The organism is Photobacterium toruni, from assembly GCF_024529955.1.
Lineage (GTDB): Bacteria > Pseudomonadota > Gammaproteobacteria > Enterobacterales > Vibrionaceae > Photobacterium > Photobacterium toruni.
In genome coordinates this window covers 894,273-918,285 of record NZ_AP024855.1, presented here as the reverse complement: position 1 = coordinate 918,285, position 24,013 = coordinate 894,273, and the positions used below count along the sequence as shown (strand labels likewise).

At 36.3% G+C, this 24,013-nt stretch carries 19 protein-coding genes and 1 pseudogene; 6 read left to right on the top strand and 14 right to left on the bottom strand.

Features of this window, described 5'->3' with window-relative positions:
• Positions 1–127: 127 nt before the first annotated feature.
• Positions 128–1,704, top strand: a pseudogene (locus OC457_RS18235) (FAD-dependent oxidoreductase).
• A 112-nt stretch (positions 1,705–1,816) separates the two neighbouring features.
• Here the strand turns inward: OC457_RS18235 and OC457_RS18230 are convergent.
• The 5 genes from OC457_RS18230 to OC457_RS18210 all read right to left on the bottom strand — a co-directional run bounded on the left by OC457_RS18230 (position 1,817) and on the right by OC457_RS18210 (position 9,267).
• Complete coding sequence (locus OC457_RS18230; RefSeq protein WP_080173972.1) at positions 1,817–2,803, bottom strand: MOSC domain-containing protein; 987 nt, start codon at positions 2,801–2,803, stop codon at positions 1,817–1,819.
• Between the two features lie 154 nt (positions 2,804–2,957).
• On the bottom strand, positions 2,958–3,209 hold the full coding sequence (locus OC457_RS18225; RefSeq protein ID WP_080174011.1) for a DUF2999 family protein: 252 nt from the start codon (positions 3,207–3,209) through the stop codon (positions 2,958–2,960).
• Positions 3,210–3,361: 152 nt separating this feature from the next.
• Positions 3,362–6,622, bottom strand: coding sequence for a M66 family metalloprotease (locus OC457_RS18220; protein ID WP_080173974.1), 3,261 nt, complete (start codon positions 6,620–6,622; stop codon positions 3,362–3,364).
• Between the two features lie 251 nt (positions 6,623–6,873).
• Positions 6,874–7,152, bottom strand: coding sequence for a hypothetical protein (locus OC457_RS18215; RefSeq protein ID WP_080173975.1), 279 nt, complete (start codon positions 7,150–7,152; stop codon positions 6,874–6,876).
• Between the two features lie 201 nt (positions 7,153–7,353).
• A complete protein-coding gene (locus tag OC457_RS18210; RefSeq protein ID WP_080173976.1) occupies positions 7,354–9,267 on the bottom strand; it encodes a BCCT family transporter in 1,914 nt (637 codons plus the stop codon).
• A gap of 616 nt (positions 9,268–9,883) precedes the next feature.
• Here OC457_RS18210 and OC457_RS18205 point away from each other — a divergent pair.
• Entirely contained in the window at positions 9,884–10,285 is a 402-nt protein-coding gene (locus OC457_RS18205) for an H-NS family histone-like protein (protein WP_210436067.1), read from the top strand.
• 113 nt (positions 10,286–10,398) lie between these two features.
• Here the strand turns inward: OC457_RS18205 and OC457_RS18200 are convergent, their stop codons facing one another.
• The 3 genes from OC457_RS18200 to rpoS form a co-directional block, all read right to left on the bottom strand.
• Positions 10,399–10,968, bottom strand: coding sequence for a hypothetical protein (locus OC457_RS18200; protein WP_080173978.1), 570 nt, complete (start codon positions 10,966–10,968; stop codon positions 10,399–10,401).
• Between the two features lie 452 nt (positions 10,969–11,420).
• Positions 11,421–11,933 carry a hypothetical protein gene (locus OC457_RS18195; RefSeq protein WP_080173979.1) on the bottom strand — a complete coding sequence of 171 codons (513 nt, stop codon included), beginning with the start codon at positions 11,931–11,933 and terminating at the stop codon, positions 11,421–11,423.
• A gap of 148 nt (positions 11,934–12,081) precedes the next feature.
• Positions 12,082–12,936 carry an RNA polymerase sigma factor RpoS gene (rpoS, locus tag OC457_RS18190; protein WP_080173980.1) on the bottom strand — a complete coding sequence of 285 codons (855 nt, stop codon included), beginning with the start codon at positions 12,934–12,936 and terminating at the stop codon, positions 12,082–12,084.
• A gap of 228 nt (positions 12,937–13,164) precedes the next feature.
• Between rpoS and OC457_RS18185 the strand changes: the two genes are divergently transcribed.
• On the top strand, positions 13,165–13,545 hold the full coding sequence (locus OC457_RS18185; RefSeq protein WP_235866906.1) for a hypothetical protein: 381 nt from the start codon (positions 13,165–13,167) through the stop codon (positions 13,543–13,545).
• A complete protein-coding gene (locus tag OC457_RS18180; RefSeq protein ID WP_159447842.1) occupies positions 13,545–13,697 on the top strand; it encodes a hypothetical protein in 153 nt (50 codons plus the stop codon). The genes OC457_RS18185 and OC457_RS18180 overlap by 1 nt, the downstream gene beginning before the upstream one ends.
• Positions 13,698–13,708: 11 nt before the next feature.
• Here OC457_RS18180 and OC457_RS18175 read toward each other — a convergent pair whose 3' ends face one another.
• Positions 13,709–14,620, bottom strand: coding sequence for a LysR family transcriptional regulator (locus OC457_RS18175; protein ID WP_080173982.1), 912 nt, complete (start codon positions 14,618–14,620; stop codon positions 13,709–13,711).
• Positions 14,621–14,789: 169 nt separating this feature from the next.
• Here OC457_RS18175 and OC457_RS18170 point away from each other — a divergent pair, with 169 nt between their 5' ends.
• On the top strand, positions 14,790–15,344 hold the full coding sequence (locus OC457_RS18170; protein ID WP_080173983.1) for a YbhB/YbcL family Raf kinase inhibitor-like protein: 555 nt from the start codon (positions 14,790–14,792) through the stop codon (positions 15,342–15,344).
• A gap of 575 nt (positions 15,345–15,919) precedes the next feature.
• Here the strand turns inward: OC457_RS18170 and cspE are convergent.
• The 4 genes from cspE to OC457_RS18150 all read right to left on the bottom strand — a co-directional run bounded on the left by cspE (position 15,920) and on the right by OC457_RS18150 (position 22,407).
• Complete coding sequence (cspE, locus tag OC457_RS18165; RefSeq protein ID WP_036791338.1) at positions 15,920–16,132, bottom strand: transcription antiterminator/RNA stability regulator CspE; 213 nt, start codon at positions 16,130–16,132, stop codon at positions 15,920–15,922.
• Positions 16,133–16,489: 357 nt separating this feature from the next.
• Positions 16,490–18,001, bottom strand: a complete 1,512-nt coding sequence (locus OC457_RS18160) for a DHA2 family efflux MFS transporter permease subunit (protein WP_080173984.1) — start codon at positions 17,999–18,001, stop codon at positions 16,490–16,492.
• Positions 18,001–19,047, bottom strand: coding sequence for an HlyD family secretion protein (locus OC457_RS18155; RefSeq protein WP_080173985.1), 1,047 nt, complete (start codon positions 19,045–19,047; stop codon positions 18,001–18,003). Before OC457_RS18155 ends, OC457_RS18160 begins: the two co-directional genes overlap by 1 nt.
• 528 nt (positions 19,048–19,575) lie before the next feature.
• The gene (locus tag OC457_RS18150) at positions 19,576–22,407 is read right to left on the bottom strand and encodes an FAD-binding and (Fe-S)-binding domain-containing protein (protein ID WP_080173986.1); all 2,832 of its coding nucleotides are present in this window, start codon (positions 22,405–22,407) and stop codon (positions 19,576–19,578) included.
• A 132-nt stretch (positions 22,408–22,539) separates the two neighbouring features.
• Here OC457_RS18150 and OC457_RS18145 point away from each other — a divergent pair, with 132 nt between their 5' ends.
• Positions 22,540–23,445: a LysR family transcriptional regulator gene (locus OC457_RS18145; RefSeq protein WP_080173987.1), complete on the top strand. Its 906-nt coding sequence runs from the start codon at positions 22,540–22,542 to the stop codon at positions 23,443–23,445.
• Between the two features lie 12 nt (positions 23,446–23,457).
• Here the strand turns inward: OC457_RS18145 and OC457_RS18140 are convergent, their stop codons facing one another.
• Positions 23,458–23,940 (bottom strand): transcription elongation factor, encoded by a 483-nt coding sequence (locus OC457_RS18140; RefSeq protein WP_080173988.1) that lies wholly within the window; start codon positions 23,938–23,940, stop codon positions 23,458–23,460.
• Positions 23,941–24,013 lie beyond the last annotated feature (73 nt).

Genomic DNA, 24,013 nt, shown 5'->3' with positions numbered 1-24,013 from the left:
CACATTAAAAAATTCACTTAACTATACCCCATAAAATTAGATAAGACTAATTTAGAATAACCTTTATTAGCATTATCTAATATATTGCCGTATAGTACATTCAGTTTTAATATTGGAGTCGAATACTATGCCTAAAATTGTCATCATCGGTGGTGTTGCAGGAGGTGCTTCAGCTGCTGCTAGAGCACGTCGTTTAAGTGAAACTGCAGAAATAAACTGTTATTACAAACACCTGAAAGTTTTCTAGCGCGCTTTAATGTTGATGTTCGCACCATGAGTGAAGTGATAAGTATTGATCGAAAAAATAAAACGGTAACAGTACATACGCTTCTTGATGATACTCAATACACTGAAAGTTATGACTTTTTATTATTAAGCCCTGGCGCTAACCCTATCATACCTCCCATTGCTGGTATCAATAATCCATTAACTTATTCATTACGAAATATTATGGATATGGATCGTATTATCCAAACAATTGAGAACAATAAAATCAACCATGCAACGGTTGTTGGTGGTGGATTTATTGGCTTAGAGATGATGGAGGCATTCCACCAGCGCGGTATAAAAACAACATTATTAGAGCGTTCAGATCAAGTAATGATGCCTGTTGATCGTGAAATGGCTGGGTTTGCACATGCTGAAATTCGTGAAAAAGGGATTGATTTACGCCTTAATACCGCGCTCACTGCCGTTCAATTTAGTGCAGAGACAAAAATTAATGGTGACTTAACCTTATCATTAAGTAATGGGGATTCATTACAAACCGATATGCTGATCATGGCCATTGGAGTAAGCCCCGAAACCCAATTAGCAAAAGATGCGGGGTTAGACATTGGGCTCATCGGTGGCATTAAAACAAATGCACAAATGCAAACCAGTGATCCCGCTATTTTTGCTGTTGGTGATGCAATTGAAGAAACTGATTTTGTTACCCAACAACAAACGGTTATTCCTCTTGCAGGACCTGCCAATCGTCAAGGTCGAATCGCAGCAAATAACATGCTAGGTCGTCATGATAGTTACCAAGGAACACAAGGTACATCAATCTGTAAAGTCTTTGATTTAGCCATTGCCACAACAGGAAAGAATGAAAAACAATTAAAACGTGACGGTATTCGTTTTGAAAAAGTTTATGTTCATACCGCCAGTCACGCCAGTTATTATCCGGGGGCTGAAACAGTCTCTTTTAAAATGTTATTTGATCCAATAACAGGAAAAATTTTAGGGGCGCAAGCTGTCGGTAAAGATGGTATTGATAAGCGTATTGATATTATGGCCGTTGCCCAACGCGCAGGAATGACTGTTGAACAGCTTCAACATATTGAATTAACCTATGCTCCACCTTTTGGTAGTGCTAAAGATGTCATTAATCAGGCAGCTTTTGTTGCGAACAATATCATCAATGGCGATGCGACGCCGATCCATTTTGATGAGATAGACAATTTAACTGACACTCAACTCTTACTTGATGTGCGTAATCCTGGTGAGTTAAAGACCCAAGGTTATATTGATAACGCAATAAACATTCCTGTCGATGAATTGCGACACCGCATGCACGAATTACCCAAAGATAAAGAAATCGTGGTTTATTGTCAGGTTGGTTTACGGGGTAATGTTGCTTATCGTCAATTAGTCAATAATGGCTTTAAAGCGCGTAATCTTATTGGTGGTTATCATACTTATCAATATTCTAAAAAATAGATGTCAATGTACGCCGTTTAAAAGCCTTCGGCTGAAGGCTTTTTACTCTCTTTATATCTATAAATTATTACTCTGTTTGGCTCTTAACATATAGCATTAACGGCTAGCTATCTCAGGCATTATTGGACTTTTTATTCACAGGTTCATAGACTGATAACACATCACCAACGCACACTTGCTCATATAAGTATTGTGATCCTTCTTGGCTATCACATCCTTGCGGTACGGCAATTTGATAAACATCATCAACGACAACATCATACAAAGAATAGGCTAATTTTAAGCCATTCGGTAATTTAATCGTGACATAAGCGCCAGTATTAAATGGCGGTAAAGCACCAAGATCGGTACGACTTAAATAAAAACGCTTAACCGTCGCCGAGTGAGCGACAATTTTTACAACTCGCATCTCTAACTTAATTAACCCTTCAAGTCGTGGATTCCAATCTTCGATAACATTTGTCACTAACCGACGCTGAAAAACCTGCTTCACCTCGGTTCCTAATTCAGGCAATTTTGTCAGAGCTGTTATTGCGGCAATATCATTGGTTGCGGTATAAAGATAATGTTGTACTTTGGCAATTGTCCATTGCGGATAAGGTCGCTCAATGATTTTTAATTCATCATTTAAGTTTATATCCCCCGCTTGTAATACACGATAAAACCAACCCGTTTTGCTGTTATTTTGTGAGTATCGTGCAATCGTTGGCTCTTTAAAGCGGTGGTTGAGTTTAAAACACGGCTGCCTTGGTTGTGTAACTTGTAATATCACCGACCCAATAGCCACTTTATCGCCAATACAAATATTATGCTCATTCATGCCAGCAACGACTAGGTTTTCCCCATATCCACCATGAATAAATAGTGAGGCTGATTGGGGAAACTGATCGCGTAACTGAATATAATGCTCGCTATCAAACTGCAACACTGCCCGCTCAACACCACCATGGAAACGTTCAGCTTGCTCATCACCTGCAAATCCCAATGCCGTTACGTTAACTTTTTCTATTGGTTTTTTTTCAATACCGGTTCGAAAAAAATACCCTTGCCCAGTAACACGACCACAACGTAACTGTTGAACAATTGAATGTGGGAGCATAATGACTCTCCTTATAATGGTATTGATATCGCGGCTATAATGACGAATATCTTTTCCATAAATCAAAAGACATTACGTATAAATAATAAAAAGGCCGCTAATACCACGAATATACGAGGTTTATACGGCCTTAGAAATACAGCTATAAGTAAACTTATTTTTGTAGTTGCTGTTTAGCAGCTTCTACTTTTGAAAAATCTAAACCTAGCTCTTCAACTGCTTCTTTAATTAATGCAGGGTTTTGCATCACTTGTGCCATTAGCATTTGTAGTTTATCTTGCGGCAAACCTAGTTGGCTAATGGTTGTCATTGCTGCTAGAGGATTTTGAGTTAACATTTGGAAAATATTGTTGATCTGCTCATCATTAATATTATTCTCTTTCAACAACGCAATAATTGGATTCATTACACTACCTTTTGTGATCACTAAATGAAATAAGCGCCAGTTTAACATTTGCTGGCACCTTGTTGCACCATCAATAAAAAAACCGTAAATAACAACGTTAAATACGCTGCTAAATACGGTTTTATCATGATCCTAGTTAGCCGCTATAGCGGTTAGTAATGATTAATGTATTGCCAATGACTATTACTTGGATCTGGTGATTCAGAAGGCCAAGGGAAATAACCATAACTGGTGGTCTTTAGGCGGTAATAATGGGTTTTACCATCATGGAAATGATAGGTGTAAATATCACCAACATTGCCCTTTTTACCATTGTCGCCCCAATTACCGAAACTGTCTTGTTTATACCAATCTAAAACTAATTGCTCAAATACTGCTTGGTTAGTGCCCATTTCCACAACCAATTGATTAAGCGAATTATCATCACCTAAATAAATCCAATCACGATTTGAAGCTTTATTGGTTGGGAATGCATCACCTTTGGCGGGGATCCGCTGAATAAAGTATTCATTAATTCCCTCAGCCGTCGGGTTAATAAATACTGCGCTGTTTGATGAATTCCATGAGGTTATCAAACGCTGATCCCAGGTAAATAATGCTGGCTGCTTAAAGTAATCTTTAATGCGTTCAACATTTGATACCATATCGCGGTTTAATCGCAGTGGATTGAAATCAAAATTAACATAAGATTCAGCTGAGCCTAAATATTTCCAATCATTATTACTGTGGTGATCGGTTGGAAATGCTCCCGCGGTTAATGTTTTCATTAAGAAATAATCACGCGTATTTAATTCACTGTTTTGATGTACATAAACAGCACCAATACGCTGATGTTTATCAACTATGGCGTGATTTAATTCACCATTGCCATAACGTTCAGCAACCCACTGATCAAATAAAGCGATGGTTTCAAAATCATATTGTGCTAAATCACTTTGTTCAGCTAATGATTTTTGGGATTCAATCGCTATATCATAGCCTTGTCCCTTACCGATGGTAATCGCTGCAGCAGGATGTTCAGTATTGGTGATAAAAGTACGAGAATCGAGTCTTACTTGACCTAAATCATCATAGTTGACATCAGGTTGTTTAGCGGCAATCAATTGATCAAGATAGCCAACAAACGCCCATCCACTATTTGATTGACCAGAACCGGGGAAATACCAATAGTGTTGAGTCTGCAATTTAAATAATTCAACACGACCATTTCGATGATATTCAAAGACATCACCAACCTTACCCCAACGGTTATTCTCACCCCAAGTATAAAAACGATCTTGAGCAAACTGAGTTAATAACTCACGTCGAACGACGGCTTCTAAACTGGTTTGAGGACAATCAACAGTTACCGTTTGTGGTGCACGATCACGCGCTAAGTTAAAATGCAGTTTGTTACTTAAACCGCTATTTTTACGACTCCCCTCAAGCCCAATAAGCTGTTGCGAATTATCCCCGTAAGTTACTGTAGCCCAGCATTGACCAGCCACAGGTTGTGGTAAGTCATAAACATTGCCTGAACTGCCATATAAAGCAGGATAAATATAACTGGTATTGGTCTGTTGTGGATCATAGAAACCCACCACGGTCATTACCTCAACCCCTTGGGCGATTGGTTTTAACTTAGTGGTAGTTGATACCGGCTCAAATTGTTGTTCGATAGCATTCCAATGGCTATATCCACTGGCCGATGCCGCATCGAGATAATCTTTAGTTTCAAGATAATTTTGAATACGTTTTGATGAATACCCCGTGAATAATGGATAACTTGACGTTGATGAGTCAAACCCACCTCCACCCATAGGATCGGTTCCATAACCATAATTTGTTTTGTATGGTGAAACCATAATATTGCCATAGGCATATTCACCATCAACTTTAGCCTGCCAATTAAGGTTATCTGCCATATTGCCACGGTATGCATCATAACCCCAGCCGGTGGTCGCTCCATGAGTCGCATGTGCGTAACCACCCGGATAATGCCCCATACTTAATGCGTGACCAATCTCATGAGTGACTTCATTACCCGTTGTACCAGCAAGAAGTACCATACCATTACCACCAGATAATCCATGGGTATAATTGCCAATATTGCCTTTATCATTTTTATAACGACCAATAGAGTGACCAATAACAATCGCGGGATAATTATTCGCTTGCCATTGACTCGCTCCTGAACTAGCAACGCCATAATTTGCATTTGCAATACCCAGCTGAATTAACGACTTCGTTATATCTTCACGCATATCACCACTGTGAGCGCCTGGAGATGCATACTCGCTGTATTGCGTTTTTATATCACCATTAGACATCACAACTTTATCTAACTTAATCGGTAAGTAACTACTGATCGTCATTGATGCTAATGGAAAACGTTGAAAAAGCTCTGAGCCATAATGTGCCGTTTGTAATTCTAATGGTTTTGCCGCTGGCGGCTCAGTTAACATACCAATTCGAATCATGGGTAAATCAAGATGTGCTGGTATAGCGAAATCAATACGATCAGCACTTAACTCACCACTTAAACCGGCATAAGTTGAAAATTGTAAACTTAATCCTTTCTCAACCCAGTTCCATGGCAGCACTGTCGTAAATGAGCGTTTGGAATACACCACATCTTTACGATCATCATGCTTGCTACGATCTGATTCTAAAATGTGCAGAGGGCTCGTCATTTGGCGTGTTTCAAGTAACACCCCATCTTTGAAGATTTTCAGCTCAATACTTTGCGGGTTATCGTTAGCCATCGGAGTAACAACGAGTAATGCTTCACGCTGCGAAACGATCCGTTGTTGTTCTTTCTCATCATTACCAAAAGGTTCTGCTGTTTGGTTTTGAATAAACCGTACTTGTGCGGCAAAATCACCGCTGAGATGATTCGTAACGGGTTGGTCATCAATAAAACCGTAAGCATCAATTAATGCAGCATTATAAGGTAGACAGTCTTGAGCGGTAGCACTGACTAAATCTTTATCGCCAATAAGATATTGAACATTACATTGTTTATTTTTATTCAAATAATCTAAATAATTGTAACCAAATTGGTCATTATAAATATAAACACCATCCATTTGGTTAACTAATTTCCATGGCATTTGAATAAAATCAAACATAGCCTCAGCTGAACGATCTGCATAATCAAAACCATCAACAAAAGGCATAAAAGAAGGTAAATTGTTGGTTGTTAGTGCATATAAATAGCCATTATATTTAAGAAAACGGTGTCCATCCCGTATTTCAATATTCGTAGGATCTTCGATCAATTTTTGAGTTTCAATAATACGCTGCAATACTTTGGCTTTCATTTGCTCAAGTTGTTGCATCGTTTCTGTTTGTGGACTTGGATCAGCAAAACTTATTGTCGAATAACCGCACAATAATGCACTTACTGCAATAGCAATACGTTTAACATTCATATCTAAACCTTATTTATAGTAACTATAAGAAATATACATATGAACGTAATATGCCGCCACTCTCGTCGTACTATTTTTTAGAACAATTACGCTTGAAAGGTATTTATTTGACTCAATGTCACATTTTAATGTTATTTTTTGATAAAATTATTCACTGTAGCTATAATCAAAATAAGAAAATCATCATAAAAATGGCTCGCCTAACGACTCTTTGATGATTCCAAAATTATATAACACTAATTACGTAACGATTATTTTTGATAATACTGTTTTGCATCTCGCATTACAGAAAATGGAATAAAAGCACAACGAAGATAACCTGAAATAATATGGCCGCTATAAAGAATATTAATCTTATATCGAATAGAAATAATATTCGCCACCATAAACCAACTAAAAATTAAAGCGATCACACTGCCATAAAAAATAAAAAAACTAAAATCAGAAATCAAAAAAATAAGATTAATGATTAACAGAGCTTTAGATAGGTTAGACAATTTAGGTGTTCGTGAGAGAGATACTTTTGTCATAAAATGAAATTTATTGTTGTCGAGAAAACCGCCAATAATATGCTTATTATCAATAATGCATAATAGGTATTTAATGAAAACATTTTTACAGAGAAAATATTATTTCTGGTGCATATTACGCTGTTTATCCTTGTATAAAAAAGGCGATCCGAAGATCGCCTGAGTATTATTTTTTCATATTATTCATATTATTCATAATATTTATGCTTTTTGCTCTTCAAGCTCTAGCATTTCTTCTTTCTGCTTAATAATATCGTTAAAGTTTATTCGCGCTTCTTGCGCTAATTCTGATGCTTCAAGCTTGGCTTCTTTTGCTGCCATCGCTTCGGCTGTTAAACGGTGTAATTCATCTGCCAACTCTTGAGGAACATCACCAGAATCACCACCACTTGCTAATGCTTCGGCACGAATCTTTTTCTTAATATTCCAAATTTTATTCAATGCGTCACGCTCAGTATCTGCAGCGTCAATGGCAAGATCTTTTAATTGCTCAAACTTCGCTAATGCCATCCCTTCTTTTGACCATGGATCAACATCTGGTAAGTCTTCAATATTAATCACAGGATCTTCGTAACCATCTTGATGGCTTAAATCAAGTGACGCTGCTTTTACCGCTGAAACCATTAACATTACAGTGATAAATAACAGAGGCAGACCACCGACAATAGCGGCTGTCTGTAGGGTTTCTAACCCACCCATAAACATTAATACAGAAGGCATAAATGACATTGCAAATGCCCAGAACAAACGGTTCCATCGCATTGGCTCTTCTGTTACATCATTTTGAACAACAGAAGCAAGGATATATGAAATAGAATCAAACGTTGTGGCGGTAAAAATCAAACACAATAATGTGAATACTGCAATAACGATAGTATTAAACGGCAGTTGCTCAAGAATAGAGAAAATCGCTTTTGTTGCACCATCTGCATTCAAAATACCAACAACATCAAGCGTACCTGATAGTTGTAGTGATAATCCATAATTGCCCAATACCATAAAGAATAAGAAGCAACCCATAGAGCCAAAGAAGATAGAGCCTGTCACCATTTGCTTAATTGTACGACCACGTGAAATACGTGCGATAAATAAGCCCATGCTTGGCGCAAACACTAACCACCATGCCCAATAGAAAATAGTCCAATCTTGTGGAAAGTGGGTATCTTCAAAAGTACCGTAGCCACCAAAAGGTTCGGCCCATGTTGCCATAATAAAGAAGTTAGATAGCATACGGCCTAATGAATCTAAGCCAGTTTCTAACATAAAGATAGTTGGTCCAGCGGCTAGAATAAATGCCAATAAACCTAACGCACCCCAAAAGTTAATATTACTTAGTACCTTAATGCCTTTTTCCATACCCGCATAAGCAGAATAACCAAAAATACAAGTACATAGAAGAAGAACAATAATTTGAGTTTCTGTATTTTTAGGTGTTCCAAATAAGTAATGTGCACCTTCAGTTATCAATGGTGCCGCTAAACCTAACGTTGTCGCACCACCGCCTAATAAACCAAAAATAAACAGTACATCAATAACTTTACCCACCCAACCATGACTGCGAGCTTCACCAATAACAGGCATTAACGCAGCAGATACTTTTAATACAGGCTGTTTACGGACATAAAAGAAATAAGCAATTGGCACTGCTGGCACTAAATATATACACCATGCAATCGGTCCCCAGTGGAAAACACCATAGGTTGCAGCCCAACGAACAGCTTCTTCACTGCCAGGTTGTAATTGGAAAGGTGGACTTTGGTAGTAATAAGCCCACTCAATCGCGCCCCAATACAAAATACTCGCACCGATACCACCACAGAAAAGCATTGCTGCCCATGATGCGGTTTTAAATTCAGGCGCCTCATCTGCATCACCCAATTTAATTTGGCCAATATCAGAAAAGACAATGTAGATCATAAAAAAGAAAGCCGCCATGCCAAGTGCTAAGTATAAAAATCCTAGCTGGTCGGTCATAAAGGTCTTAGCAACAGCAATCCATTCTGCACCTTCTTTAGGAAATAAAAGAAGTGGCACAACCACTGAGATCAACATTGCTAATGCCCCAAAAAATGTCGGCTTATCAATTAACTCAAAATTTTTACGTAATGTATTCAAACGATATCCTTACTGCTATATATCATCCATGAAAGTTACATATATGATGTTCTTTTAACACTAAACACACAAATGACAACAACAATGGTAACGATGAATTTTTTTTATCAAACTTAAAATAATCAATTATTTACACGAATAGTGACGTATCGATGAATTAACAAGCGAAATAGCAGCCCTTCTGTTACAAATTGAAACATATAACCTTAATGATCACTCACCAAGATAAACTAGAAATAAAATAATATGATATCTAGCCGTTATCTTATGCAACAATACCTGCAACATTAATAATATGAGCCGTTAGATCTTCCTTTTAAATAAAACGTAATGAATAAATTATTTTGTTACCATTGACAGACACCATCAAAGTGATGGACGACCACAATACAAATACTATCGTTGAAAATTACATATTGAATTTTTTACATTTTTCTAATTATTTTTATTACTAATTAATGCCCCTAATACATCTATTTTAATTTCTACCTTTAATAAAAAAGAACTAAAATGACAATTAAAAAGAAAAAATGGGATTTAGTTACAACTATAGTAATTATTTTTAGTGTCTTATTATAAAAGTTAAGTACAATAGGCAAAATTCCTTTTATTTAGAATTAATAACATGATTGAAACTCTTTTAAATCTACGCTCTTTAAGAGCTCAAGCGCGTGAAATGTCTATTGAAGATCTACAAGAAGGTCTACAGAAGTTCACCCAAGTCGTTGAAGAACGTCGCGTAGAAGAAGAAGCAGCTAAAGCTGAAAATAAAGAACAAGAAGCAAAACTGCAGAAATACCGCGATATGCTTGCAGCTGAAGGTATTACACCAGAAGAATTAATTGCATTAATGGGTGATACTCCAAAAACAAAGAAAAAGCGTGCAACTCGTCCAGCTAAATACAAGTTTGTTGATGAAAATGGTGATGAAAAAACGTGGACAGGCCAAGGTCGTACACCTAAAGCACTGCAACAACTACTAGATAATGGCGATACGCTTGCAAGCTTTGAAATCTAACTGATATATAGCATCTTTAATTAAGTTAATGATGAATAAACGCTCGTTGAATTCACAATGAGCGTTTTTTATATCTCTCAATATGTAAAAATAATTACCTTATTTTGAACATTTTACTTATTTTCAGCGGCTTGCTGCTCTAAGGTATCATTACGCGTTGTAAACAGCTTATAACTCATAATAATAATCACTAATGCTTTAATAACCATCATCTGTGGGTTACCAAAATAACCAACCATTCCAACAAACCCTGATAACAACATTAATATGCGGTATTTTTTTAATTCCGTCATATATAATGCAATGACAATCACACCTAAATCAACAAACTGTAAACCAACAGCTAACGTTGGTTCTGCAATAAACGCATTAACCGCAATATAAATTATATATGATATGCCGATAACCATTACTGCAGCTAACAATTGAATAACTATTTTAGCTGTTTGAGTAAAATCTTTAAAATATCGATATAAATTAATCGCAGTAACCGATAAGTTAAGAATAACTTTCGGCCACCACCCCATCAAAATTGACCATATTGTATCATTTGTCGCAGAAGCAAAAGCAGCATAACGGGTAACTTTCATCGTGTTAAATATAGTAATTAATATATAAAACACCACAGATGTCCATCCTAATATATCTTTTAATAGATCAATCACAGCAACATCTCTCAACATACCATTAACGATTAATGGTGATTTTAATATTAATATTTAACGTTTATCCATATAAAAGGTGGAATAACACTAAAATTTTAGTCAATAATATTATATTGTTTTCTATTATTACATCAAGCGATAGTGCTCATTTAAGATTAATAATAGTTTTTTTATTACCTTATAAAATATACATATTAAATTTCATTTTATAATATAGCTATATTTTATCTAAACATACTACCCACTATGCTATTAGCATATTGGCATTAATAAATAGATTCACATTATTATCGTTTAATTAAGTATTTATTTTATAGAGAAATGGCTAAGAGAAGAAATATCAATATTGAAAATAGGCATACGTTTATAAGCTATCTAATGCTCAAATCCCTATCTTCTACTAATGCCAAAAAACCGCTAATCTATTAGCGGTCTTTTATATCTATTTTTATCATTTAATTTAAAATCAATTAGTTATCTAAAAAATAGACAGTATTAAAACTTGACTGACACATCGTTAACACTGATGCTGTTAACCTAAGTGCCATATTAATAGAATCATCAGATTCATCACAAGAGCGTAGTAATGTAATATGATTATTTAAACAAGTGTACCCTTGGTTAACTAAGCATGCTGCAATACACGCATAGTAATAACCCGTTACATCTTCAACATCTAATTCTTTTAATGGTGCCAATTGCATCGCATTCGTCATTTTAGAACTTAAATCAATATTATGAATTGCCATATAATAAGCATTCGTCGCAGCCATTCTTACCACTGCATGATGAATATCTTTACGTTGATTTATAGTTATATCACCAACAAGATGCTGAATCGTTTGTAACACACTCTTATCCTGAGTAGCCAAAGCTGCGGCATAAACAATATATTGCATTCGGTTAGTAGATAATAATGATTGGCGAGATATTAATGCATTAAGTAATTCTGAATGTTCACAAGCTTCATCGGTAATTGGCATAACAATACTCCTAAACTTATGAGTGATAACAATTTATCACCCACAAATTTATAATATGCCTATCAATATAAAGCGCAATCTACAGATATGGAGCATAACTCTGTATTTATGATCATCTATATTATTTAATAATAAACACACTTTACCTTTACGCTGATACTGAAAATAGCGTTTCTACATCATAATGATCATTCACTAAAGATCGTTTTAATCGAGTCAGATTTTTTATTTGTAATTGACGAATTCGCTCTCTGGTTAACCCAACAGCATCTGCAACCTCTTGTAATGTCTGAGGTTCATAGCCCAATAACCCAAAACGGCGACAAATAATTTCACGATCACGTTCAGTCAATGTAAATAACATTTTTTTCGTGATCATTTTCATATCATTATTCTCTAATTCTTTATCTAGATTAGAGTCTTCATCAGCAACAAAGTACGACAACGAATTATTATCGTCTTCATTCAATGTTTGTTCAAATGATAAAACATGCTGGTTATTTGTCATTAAGAAAGAAATTTCACTCACATCACGCTTTAAATAATCGGCAATTTCTTCTTGTGATGGCTCATTGTTATTTTTAGTCATTAAATCACGATGGGCTCGTAAAATAGTATTTACTTCTTTTGATACGTGGACAGGCAAGCGAATAGTTCGACTTTGATTATGAATAGCGCGCTCAATTGTCTGTTTAATCCACCACGATGCATAAGTAGAAAATCGAAAACCTTTTTCTGGATCGAATTTTTCAACCGCGGTAATTAAACCGATATTACCTTCGTCAATTAAATCACTCAATAATAAAGCAGAAGCTCGATATTTTTTAGCCAAACTAACGACAAGACGTAAATTTGATTCAATAAGAATACGCTTCGCCTCAGCATCACCTAATAATGACTTACGACTATATAAAATCTCGTCCGTTTTTGTTAATAGAGGCTTAAACGATATATCATTTAAATAAAGACGGACAACATCATTTTCAAACGCAACTTCTTTCATACATCATCCCTGACTACAAAATGTTAACTACAAGTTGCATAATAATGCCGTTATTATCACTTTCGCAACAATTTATTTCAAAAAAAACAACCCTTGCCCAATAATAATCAACAACCTGTAAGGAACCATCTTAATAGTTATTTTCTATGTATACTATATAGGGCTAAGGTATACTATTTATTAACCTAAACACGGAAAATAAAAAAGTAGTCTCCTATGCATTCTTTTATGAAAAAAACAATTCTCGTCACTCTTACTATTGGTGCTCTATTTTCTACAGCTGCTAATGCAACCAATTCTATTGTTGTTCAATCATGCGTTACGAATCAAAATTATGATGAACAAGGTCTTATCGATTGTTTACAACAAGCAACAAAAAGTGCCAAAGAGCAAGTCTATAACTTCACGAATCAAGGCGCTATTTATGATAAAAAAATCAATGAGCACTGTAGTAGTGAAAAAACAGCCATTGATAAAGGGGTTATCGTTAGTAGTGATCATGCAAAATTAGCAATGTGCTATGCCAATGCATGGTCAACAGCACGTGATACTCTACTTGGTGAAAAAAAGGATGTCACATTAACAACAGACGTTTACAAGGATAAATAATGAGACAGTTATCAGATTATCAGCAACAAATTCAGTCATTAATTTGTAATAATGAATATTCACTACCCCAAGCAATCTCAATATTAAGATCATTACTTGAAGATATTGAGAATAATGACGCCATTACAGACGTCGCTATGTATACTGAATAAGTTAAGTTACATCAACAAGCTGCAGCTATAATACTATCACTAATATATGACTCAATTTCTTGGTAAAGAAGTTGAGTTGCTGGATTCTGCATTTTCTCATAATTACTCACCAAATAATAACCTGGAATTTTATCTGGTATCACATTCATATCAATGGCCTCGACAAGCAGACCTTGTTCTAAGTATGATTCAACAAAAAAACGATTTATAAACGCAATTCCAATACCTTGTATTGCCGCTTCAATCGCATGCATTGAATTTTGAAAATAGACCTTACTTTGATTAGGATAGGGTTTTATATTGTTATTTGCTAAAATTAAATCCCATTGAATCAATCTATTTGTAGTCTCAATCAAAGTACTTGTCGCTAATAATTCTTGAGAAAGATCAATTAAAGGCTTATCAATATAATCGGGGGCACATACGGCTATCATTTGTTCCTCAAATAATAACCTACAATATTTTTCATTCGGCTTCTCAATACAATAACGAATTGATATATCTATATTTTCTTTATTTAAATCCAACATTTCAATCGTATCAACAAAGACGACTGAAATATCATTTTCACTTAAATACTCATAATTAATACGCGGTAATAACCACTTATTTAATAATGTCGGTGGTATCGATACTGTCATTTTCTGGGTTTTTGTAACAAAACCAATATCCGTTGTTGCCTGATCTAGATCTTTCAATATCAGTGCAATACGGTTGAAATAACGTATTCCCGCATTCGTTAATTTAATACCTCGATGTTGTCGAATAAATAATTTTTGACCAATAAATGCTTCAAGTGTCTGAATTTGATGACTTACAGCACCTGGCGTTACAAATAGCTCTTCAGCCGCTAATTTAAAGCTTTGCAATCTTGCAGAAGCTTCAAAATAAATAATACCTTTTAAGGGAGGAAACGGTCTCACATTTTATCCTTGAGTGATTTTTTCTCAACTATTGGTGCAGTTCTATTGATTTGAGCTATTGTAACTAATAACACATTATACGTATAAGATATTTCGTCTGAACGTTTAATGATTGTTAGATAACAATAGAACATTAGAATGACGTCAGTTTCAACTAATAGGTACCATTATGAAAATTAAGACACTTGCTGTGGCGCTGCTTTTTACTCTGCCATCTTTTATGTCACAAGCAGCTATGACATTAACAAGTCAAAATGTTACAAATGATCACACCTTAAGTAATTCTCAACTTTTTAACCAATGGGGCTGTACTGGTAAAAATGAGTCTCCTCAATTAAGTTGGACAGATGTTCCTGCAGGAACTAAAAGTTTCGCTGTAACTATGTACGATCCAGATGCACCAACAGGAAGCGGTTGGTGGCACTGGAGTGTAATTAACATTCCTGCAGATGTACATTCATTAGCAGAAGGCGCTGGTACCGTTGGTGGTAAAGCATTACCTAAAGGTGCAAGCATGGTTACTAATGACTTTGGCTTTAAAGGTTTTGGCGGCGCATGTCCTCCACCAAAGGCAAAACCACATAATTACCAAATTACTGTATATGCGTTAAATACTGCGAACATTAAACTACCTGAAAATGCATCTCCTGCATTAGCGGGTTATAACATTCTTGCGCACGTTATTGGTAAAGCACGTCTTGTTGCTCCTACTAACGCACGATAACAATAACTAATTGATATCGATAAAAACCATTCTCTGAGTGGTTTTTTTATACTATAAATATGAGCTTGTATTTAGCGCTAATTCTCTATGAAATATAAACAAATACAATTACTAGCCATCAATCAATGCTAGTTATCTACTTAAATTTAAAGACCACGTACAAGATAAAATACAAGTTTCAAAAAACAATCTATCGCTTATCATCTATCATTTACGCCCCAAAATCTTTAACGCTGATATTATTAGTACGATTTACTCTTATTGATGTTCAATTTGTCAGTTGTATTTCTCTCAATCTCAATTTCAATGACGTTCTCTTTTGTCATTTCCAGTATAAGATCCTGAGTAAGAGAGTAAGAGAGTAAGAGAGTAAGAGAGTAAGAGACAAAATATAAGATCTTTAGGTATGAATGGGATAAATATAATGAAAAGGATATGACTTGTAACGGTATGAAAAAATCGATTAACGCAGAGAACTAAAGCAGAAAGTGTTATTTACAAATGCCAGATACTACAAAAGCGCAAATAACAATGTTATTTACGCTTTTATCAAACTTTATAGATTAACTATAAAATTATAGAGCTACAACGTTTGCAGCTTGAAGACCTTTTTGGCCTTGTTCTACTTCAAAAGACACTTTCTGGCCTTCAGCAAGAGTTTTGAAGCCTTCAGAAGCGATTGCACGGAAGTGAACGAATACGTCAGCGCCGCCGTTGTCTTGAGTAATGAAACCAAAACCTTTCTCTTCGTTAAACCACTTTACTAGACCAGTTGATTTGTTAGACATGATGTGTCCCTTATATAAATTCTTTAAAATTATCGCAAAATGCGATGCACTGCAGCTCGAATTATTCAATATGACGATGAAAAGCGAAGGGAAACACTAGTTTACACAACAATAACGAAGATGCTTCTAGGGGTTTTTCTTTAACTTAATTCTCAATCAATAACTCTGGCTACAGAGTAAGAGCATATTGTCATTAAACGATGTGGTTGTAAAGTTTTTTATAGATTGCACTCTATAAGTGTCTAAAAAAAACGCATACATATCAATAACCACACGCCGCTATTTTATATAAAATAATACTACGAATAAAATTAGCGACGTATGAATACCATTAGATTCTCATCAATAAAAAACAGCTTATGCTTGTGTACTAACGGCCTTTTTCTTAAATCGATACAATGCTAATAATGGCAATAATGCCACATAAGAAAACATCAAAAAACCAAACGTATATACAAACGCTAATAGCGTTGATTGCTGATGTAATAATGCACTTATTTGAGCGATAAAGTTAGGATCAGTAACTGTCGTATGATGCTGCATCGCCTGCTGCTGCAATATTGGATTAGTTGCAGTAATATCAGCACCTAACGCATGCCACTCACGTTGTTGCGTACGGCTAAAATACGTATTTACAATTGAAATACCAAATGAACTACCAATAGTTCGGCAGAGATTGTACATCACCGCACCACCAACAGCGTATTTTGCCTCTAAGGTGCGATAAGCCATTTGACTCAACGGTGCAAATACTAATCCCATTCCCATTCCTTGAATGATTGACGGTACAAGAACCCAATAGAAATTAATATTCATTGAGTACTGCATCATTAAGTAGGTACCAAAAATATTAAAGCCTAGCCCTACCGCGACCAACATTCGAGGATCTAATCTATCCATGTATTGCGCCATAACGAGCAATACAATAGCGGAGGCTAATCCTCGCGGAGCCATGACAAAACCAGTAGTTTCAACTGGGTAGTTTAGTAATTGTTCCAACATCATTGGTTGAAGTTGAGTTATACCAAACAGTCCCATAGAAAAACCAGCCATGATCAAACATGACACTGCAAGATTGCGGTCTTTTAACAACCACATCGGTGCGATATCTCCCTTTGTACGCCACGAACGCACAATAAAGAATATCCAAGCAACTGCACTGATAATCAATGAAAAAAGAATAAAGTTAGATTCAAACCATCCCTCTTCATTACCTCTATCAAGTACCATCTGCAAGAGACCAATACCAATGGCCATACCAATCACTAACGGCCAATCTAACTTTGTTTCGCCTTTTCCATCAATTTTAACGAAGAGATAAACCAATGTTAGACACAATGCACCTACAGGTACGTTAACGTAAAAAATCCAGCGCCAGTCCATATTTTCAGTGATAATACCACCGACAGTCGGACCTAAAATTGGCCCTAACAAAATACCTACGCTAAATAACGCCATTGCTTTACCGCGCTGATCTGCAGGGTAAATTTGAACCATCGTAGATTGTGCTAATGGAATAACTGACGCACCAAAAGCACCTTGCATAATACGAAAAGTAACCATTTCAGTAAGGCTATCAGCTTGACCACACAAAGCTGAAGTCACAATAAAACCGATAACAGATACGATCAATAATCTACGTACACCAAACTTAAGTGCAAAATAACTGGCAAGAGGAATACAAATCGCTTCAGCCATTGAGTAGGAAGTAAGTACCCACGTCACCTGCTCAGATGTAACCCCTAATGCCCCCATCATATGCGGTAGTGCAACGTTGGCAATCGTCATATCTAGCAATACCATGATCGCTGATAACATAACGGCAAAGGTGATCCATAAACGGTTAGCTGGTGTAACTAGCCCACTCATTAGTTAGTCTCTGATTGTGTATCAATAGTAACGTCAGCACTGGCACCAACACGAAGTAATGGCTTATTTTTCAGATCAGTAAACTTTACTCGCACAGGGAAACGTTGTGGTACTTTAACCCAGTTACCAGTGGCATTTTCAGGAGGCAATAATGAGAAAGACGAACCACTTGCTGGAGAAAGCGCTTCAACCTGCGCCTGATAAGTTACATTAGGATACATATCTAAAACGACTGTCGCAGTCATTCCTTTTTTTAGTAAACCAATATCTTTTTCTTTATAATTTGCTTGTAACCATGCCGTGTTATCTTCAATTAATGGCATCATCGCCAACCCTGGAGATACAACACTACCTGGACGAACACTGATTTTTCCTAACTCACCATCATATGGTGCGTAAATATTGGTATAAGATAAATTCAATGTTGCTTGGCTTAATGCCGCAGCGGCTTGTTTTACCTGTGGTGCTTCATTGCCTTTCGCACCTTGCTGATTAATTAATTGCGACATTTTTGCACGAGCAGCTTCAAGTGTTGTTTGTGCTCCTGCTAGCTTCGCTTTTACATCATCACCTTGTTGTGCTGGTAATAATTTACGATTCACTAAATCCATTACACGGTGATATGTTTTTTGCACATCAACCAAATTTGCATCAGCCGCACGTACATTTGCACTGGCCGCTAAAATTGCATCATCAGTGGCTTTGTTTTGTTGGGTTGCTACTTCATAAGCCGCTTTTGCTTGTTCTAACTGAATTTCATAAGGCGCAGGATCAATCTTAATTAATAAATCACCTTCAGTTACATGTTGATAATTTTTAACATTTACATTAAGTACCTTGCCACTAATTTGTGGTGCTACATAAAGGATGTTGGCATGAATATAAGCATCATCAGTACTTGGATATGCTTTTTGATGTTGAATATAAAAATATCCTGCAGTGCCTAAACCCGCAGCAACAACAATTAAAAGGAGTAAATTGCGAAATCTATTTGATTTTTTTATTGGCGTTGATTGTTCTATTTGAGCTGTATCTGTCGTTGTCATGAATTAATCCTATTTAGCTAATAGATAGCCAAATTTGAGTCTAGATGATAAATATTATTTTAGCTAAAAATGTTTAGTTTACTCACCACGAGTACAACGACACATTAATATTAATGCCAATATATTGTTATAAAAATAACTACACTAATGAGTATATTCAAATAATAAGCCTGCTAACCAAGGCTTTCAAGTGCACAAATCTGTGATGCAGCTCTAATAATCGATTGTTTTAACTATTAGTGAGATGAATTAGAGTAAAAGCATTAATTTAGCCATTAAAACCTTACTAAACGACCATTATCAAGTAATGTTTAAGTTTTTTATTGTTTAACTTTAAATATAAAATCTTAATATTCATTTTTATGTTTGATCGGATTTCAAGCATTCTTCTTATGATAAATGGCTATAAACAATATTTATTCTTAAACAAGATTGTTTGACTATATAAACAAAAAAACCTCAATTATTATTGAGGTTTTATAAAGATACAAAATATAACGTCACGAATAAAAATAAGTCTATTAATAATTAGTAACGATGACTCACTTTATCGACTAGATACAATATCGAACGATACTCAATCCCGCTATGTTCGGATAAACCTATCTCACAGGTTCGACTGTTTGAATATCCTTCACTACAACCCACTGGCACTTGTGCTTTTAATGGTGCCAACGCGCTCGCATTAAGTTCTGGTTTCGTAAAACCTTTATCACCTGCAAAACCGCAACAAGTAATATCGTCAGGAATAATGACCTGGGTCGCACATGCTCTTGTTACCTGTTCAATAATGGCCGCTAACCCTTGGCGACGAGATGTACAGGTAATATGCAACATTACCGGCGCTTGCTGCGGTGTAATCATCAACCTTGGCAATACAAAATCAGCCACAAATTTAAACGGTTCATAAATAGTAAGATCTTGGCGTAAATGCTGCTTACTGGTACTTGAACATGGGCTGGTATCCATCAATATTGGATAGTGTCCTTGGCAAGAAGATAGCCATAATTCTTGTTCTAATTGTTTTGCTTTTACTTGAGCTGTTTCCGGAAAGCCTTTACTCGTATAAGGCATACCGCAACATAAATTATTTAAACCCGCAGGTAATATCACTTCATATCCTGCTTTTTCTAATAAAGAAATTGTCACCTCAGCCAATGGACGTTTATCTTTTGCCTGTGCCTCAACCCCCATATTTCGAGCAGAGCAACTTGGGAAATACACCACCCGCTCTTTGGTTATTCCACTAATAACAGGTGTGATTATTTTAGCGGCAGGTAAAGGCATATGTGGTGTCCATTGCGGTACCTTATGTCCTGAAAGTTGGTAAGCTGTTTGAGTTAACTTACGCATTCGATTCGTGCCCAAAACTTGATGCATCTTACTTGCTACAGTTAACCCTGCTTTTGCAGAAGCTGTAACCGTTGCAAAATGTTCTCCTGTCCATGAAGCAATTTTCTTCGCTTTTTCAGTATGATTTTGACGTAACTTACGCACTAAATCACCCATATTAATTCCAACAGGACAACGTTCAGCGCATAGACCCGTTGCAGCACAAGTATCTAACCCATAATAACGATAGGTTTTTTCCATTGCCGCTAAGCCCGCAGGATCTTCATTACTACGGCGCAAGCGTGATATCTCACGAAACACCGTATTACGCTGACGTGGTGTTAACGATAAATTACGAGATGGACACACAGGCTCACAAAAACCACATTCAACACATTTATCAATAAGCTCATCGGCAACAGGCATTGCTTTTAAATTTTTAATATGAGCTTTTTCATCGGCATTAATAATAACGCCAGGATTTAATACCCCGCGAGTATCAAAAATGGCTTTAATTGCAAGCATTAGCTGATAACCGTCATGACCCCATTCAAGTTCAATAAACGGTGCCATATTACGACCAGTACCATGCTCTGCTTTTAATGATCCTTGGTAATCAACAGCTACAAGTTGAGCCACCGCATCCATAAATGCACTGTAACGCTCGATTTCAGGTTGAGTATCAAATGCTTGAGTAAAGACAAAATGTAAATTTCCCGCTAAGGCATGCCCAAAAATAATGGCTTCAGTATAATTAAATTGAGTAAATAGTGTTTGTAAATCTCGTACCGCAGGCGCTAATTGCTCTATAGGAAATGCAACATCTTCAATAATAACGGTAGTGCCACTTTCTCGTACTGCACCAACGGCTGGAAACAACTCTTTACGAATGCCCCATAACTGCTCACATACTTTCGCATCACGGCTAAAATCGACTTGCTCAATTGGTAAAAATGCATTGATTATCTGTTGCAATTCTTCCGCTTGATGCTGTAATTCTGGCTCATCTTCAGCATGAATTTCAATTAATAATGCTGCCGCTTCAGTGTTACCATCAAGGCCCAGTTGAGCGATAAAACTTGGCATTCCTGGCTTTTCAGCAACAGATGCTAATGAACGGCTATCCATTAACTCAACGGCTGCAACTCGTGTTTTACTTAATTGGCTAACAGCAAGGCACGTCTGTTCAATATCAGCAAAAACAAACAATCCAGAAGCTTTAAAAGCATGATTAATCACCGTGTTATAAGTGACATCTGCAATAAAGCCCAATGTTCCTTCAGAGCCAATGAATAAATGTTGTAATACATCAATTGGATCATCAAAATCCACCAGCGCATTTAAACTATAACCTGTGGTATTTTTTAACCGGTATTTATGACGGATCTTATCGGCTAATACATCATCAACCTGACACTTATTCACTAATAACATCAATTCTGAGAGCATCTCAGCATGGCTATTCTTAAACGTGGCAACACTATCTCTATCTAACGTATTAAGTAAAGTACCATCAGCTAATACCACGGTCATTCCCGCAATAGTACGGTAGCTATTTTGAGAAGTACCACAGCACATGCCTGACGCATTATTAGCAACAATACCCCCAATTTTACAGCTATTGATAGAGCCAGGATCGGGGCCAATTTTACGACCAAATGGTGCTAAAATACTATTCGCCTCAGCACCTATGATCCCTGGTTGTAACCAAATTTGAGCACCATCATTAAGTACTTTATAGTCGCGCCAACGTCGAGTTAACGTGATTAGAACGGAATCTGATTGTGCTTGACCAGAAAGGCTTGTACCTGCGGCACGAAAAGTCATCGGAATCTGACATGCATAACACGTTTTTATCGCAAAAATAACTTCATCAAGTGTGTCAAGTTGTAGAACTAATTGCGGTAACAAACGGTAAAAACTGGCATCAGTACCGTATGCCAACGTTAATGTTGGATCAGTAATAATTCTTTTTTCATCAATTTGTTGGCGTAATTGTTCTATTAAGTTCAAATAAGCAGGTTGCATCATTACTCCATGTAGTCATCATAAGTATAAAATGTATATTTATAATTTTAATAAGGGATGAATAATATTACTGCGATAGGTATAGTTAATATATATTGATTAATTCACATCTCTGTTGCAAAAACTATACTAATGCAAACCACTAAAAATTTATTATTGTTCTACCATCTCATTGAAACCGGTTCATTTTCTAAAGCTGCAGATCATGTAGGCTTAACTAAATCTGTTGTCAGTAAACGCATAACCGGATTAGAAACAGCATTAGGCGTACAACTTATATACCGTACCACGCGTAAATTGACTCTAACCGAAGCTGGTGAAGTCTTTTATTATCATGCAAAAGCTGTTTATAACGCTGTCCAAAGTGCAAATAATGCGATGAGTGGATTAGGTGAGAGTTTAACCGGCACGATTCGCCTAACCGTTCCCACTATTTCTGGTGAACTTATTTTGCCAGAGGCCATTGCCGCTTTTAGTGAGAAATATCCCGATATTCATATTGAAATGGATTTAGATAATCGTTTTATTGATTTGGTACAAGAAGGGTTTGATTTAGCAATTCGTACAGGAGCGATGCCTGATTCAAGCTTTATTGCTCGTCAATTGGTTAAAGCTCGCTGGGTTATATGTGGTTCACCAGCCTATCTTAATAAACAGGGAATACCGCTTGATACTGAACAATTAAGCGACCATAACTGCCTCTGTTATAGCTTTCAAGAAACAGGAGCAAATGCATGGTTAGTCAATGATAAATTAGGTATCCGTACAATTGACGTTCACGGTAATTTTACAACAAATAATGCAACGGCACTGCGCGGTGCAGCCTTACATGGTCAAGGCTTAATCTATGTACCAAAAGTATTAGTGGCTCAAGATCTCGCTCAAGGTACATTGGTTGAAGTTCTAACAATGTCCGTTGCTAAATCATTAGGAATTTATGCGGTATATCCTTATACCAAGCAACAACCGACTAAAGTAAAATTATTCATAGAGCATTTATATCATTATTATCAACACCATCGAGATCAGTTTCAATAAACTCAAATAGCATTATTCAATATTGATGACATCGAACCCAATGATATTACCGCCTATATGAACATTGACTTCCTCATCAATTTCACAGCCAAGTAATGCTTCACCAAATGGAGAGCTTGGCGTAACAGTGATCACCGCTTCACCGTCAATGATAAATTTTAACCCTCCAGCAGCAGGACCTAAAAAAACTGATTTAGGATCACCAAATTGATCTTCTAAAGAGATTAAATGCCCAACAACGACTGTTTTTTGTTGCGTCGGCATTTTTACCAATAAATGCTGATAAGCACTAATATCAGCCTTACATTCAGCAACTCGCTGTGCTTGACCATGGGCAAGATAAGATGCTTCTAATGCAAAGGTGTCATATTTATTTTCAGCAACATTTTCATCATCTGTTGCAGTATTATAGGCACGCATTGCCGCTTCCGTTGCTATTTGTAACGTTTGCTCTAACTGTTCTTGAATACGTTCAAGTAACACATCTTTATTCATCACCGATTAACCAACTTAGCCAAATGGGCGCTGATTATACATTGAATGAAGAGACAAACAAAAACAGTACTCA

Coding starts and splice junctions, on each gene's coding strand:
- OC457_RS18230 (WP_080173972.1), bottom strand. CDS start 2,803: ATGCTCCCACATTCAATTGTTCAACAGTTACGTTGTGGTCGTGTTACT.
- OC457_RS18225 (WP_080174011.1), bottom strand. CDS start 3,209: ATGAATCCAATTATTGCGTTGTTGAAAGAGAATAATATTAATGATGAG.
- OC457_RS18220 (WP_080173974.1), bottom strand. CDS start 6,622: ATGAATGTTAAACGTATTGCTATTGCAGTAAGTGCATTATTGTGCGGT.
- OC457_RS18215 (WP_080173975.1), bottom strand. CDS start 7,152: ATGACAAAAGTATCTCTCTCACGAACACCTAAATTGTCTAACCTATCT.
- OC457_RS18200 (WP_080173978.1), bottom strand. CDS start 10,968: ATGTTGAGAGATGTTGCTGTGATTGATCTATTAAAAGATATATTAGGA.
- OC457_RS18195 (WP_080173979.1), bottom strand. CDS start 11,933: ATGCCAATTACCGATGAAGCTTGTGAACATTCAGAATTACTTAATGCA.
- rpoS (WP_080173980.1), bottom strand. CDS start 12,936: ATGAAAGAAGTTGCGTTTGAAAATGATGTTGTCCGTCTTTATTTAAAT.
- OC457_RS18185 (WP_235866906.1), top strand. CDS start 13,165: ATGAAAAAAACAATTCTCGTCACTCTTACTATTGGTGCTCTATTTTCT.
- OC457_RS18180 (WP_159447842.1), top strand. CDS start 13,545: ATGAGACAGTTATCAGATTATCAGCAACAAATTCAGTCATTAATTTGT.
- OC457_RS18170 (WP_080173983.1), top strand. CDS start 14,790: ATGAAAATTAAGACACTTGCTGTGGCGCTGCTTTTTACTCTGCCATCT.
- cspE (WP_036791338.1), bottom strand. CDS start 16,132: ATGTCTAACAAATCAACTGGTCTAGTAAAGTGGTTTAACGAAGAGAAA.
- OC457_RS18160 (WP_080173984.1), bottom strand. CDS start 18,001: ATGAGTGGGCTAGTTACACCAGCTAACCGTTTATGGATCACCTTTGCC.
- OC457_RS18155 (WP_080173985.1), bottom strand. CDS start 19,047: ATGACAACGACAGATACAGCTCAAATAGAACAATCAACGCCAATAAAA.
- OC457_RS18150 (WP_080173986.1), bottom strand. CDS start 22,407: ATGCAACCTGCTTATTTGAACTTAATAGAACAATTACGCCAACAAATT.
- OC457_RS18145 (WP_080173987.1), top strand. CDS start 22,540: ATGCAAACCACTAAAAATTTATTATTGTTCTACCATCTCATTGAAACC.
- OC457_RS18140 (WP_080173988.1), bottom strand. CDS start 23,940: ATGAATAAAGATGTGTTACTTGAACGTATTCAAGAACAGTTAGAGCAA.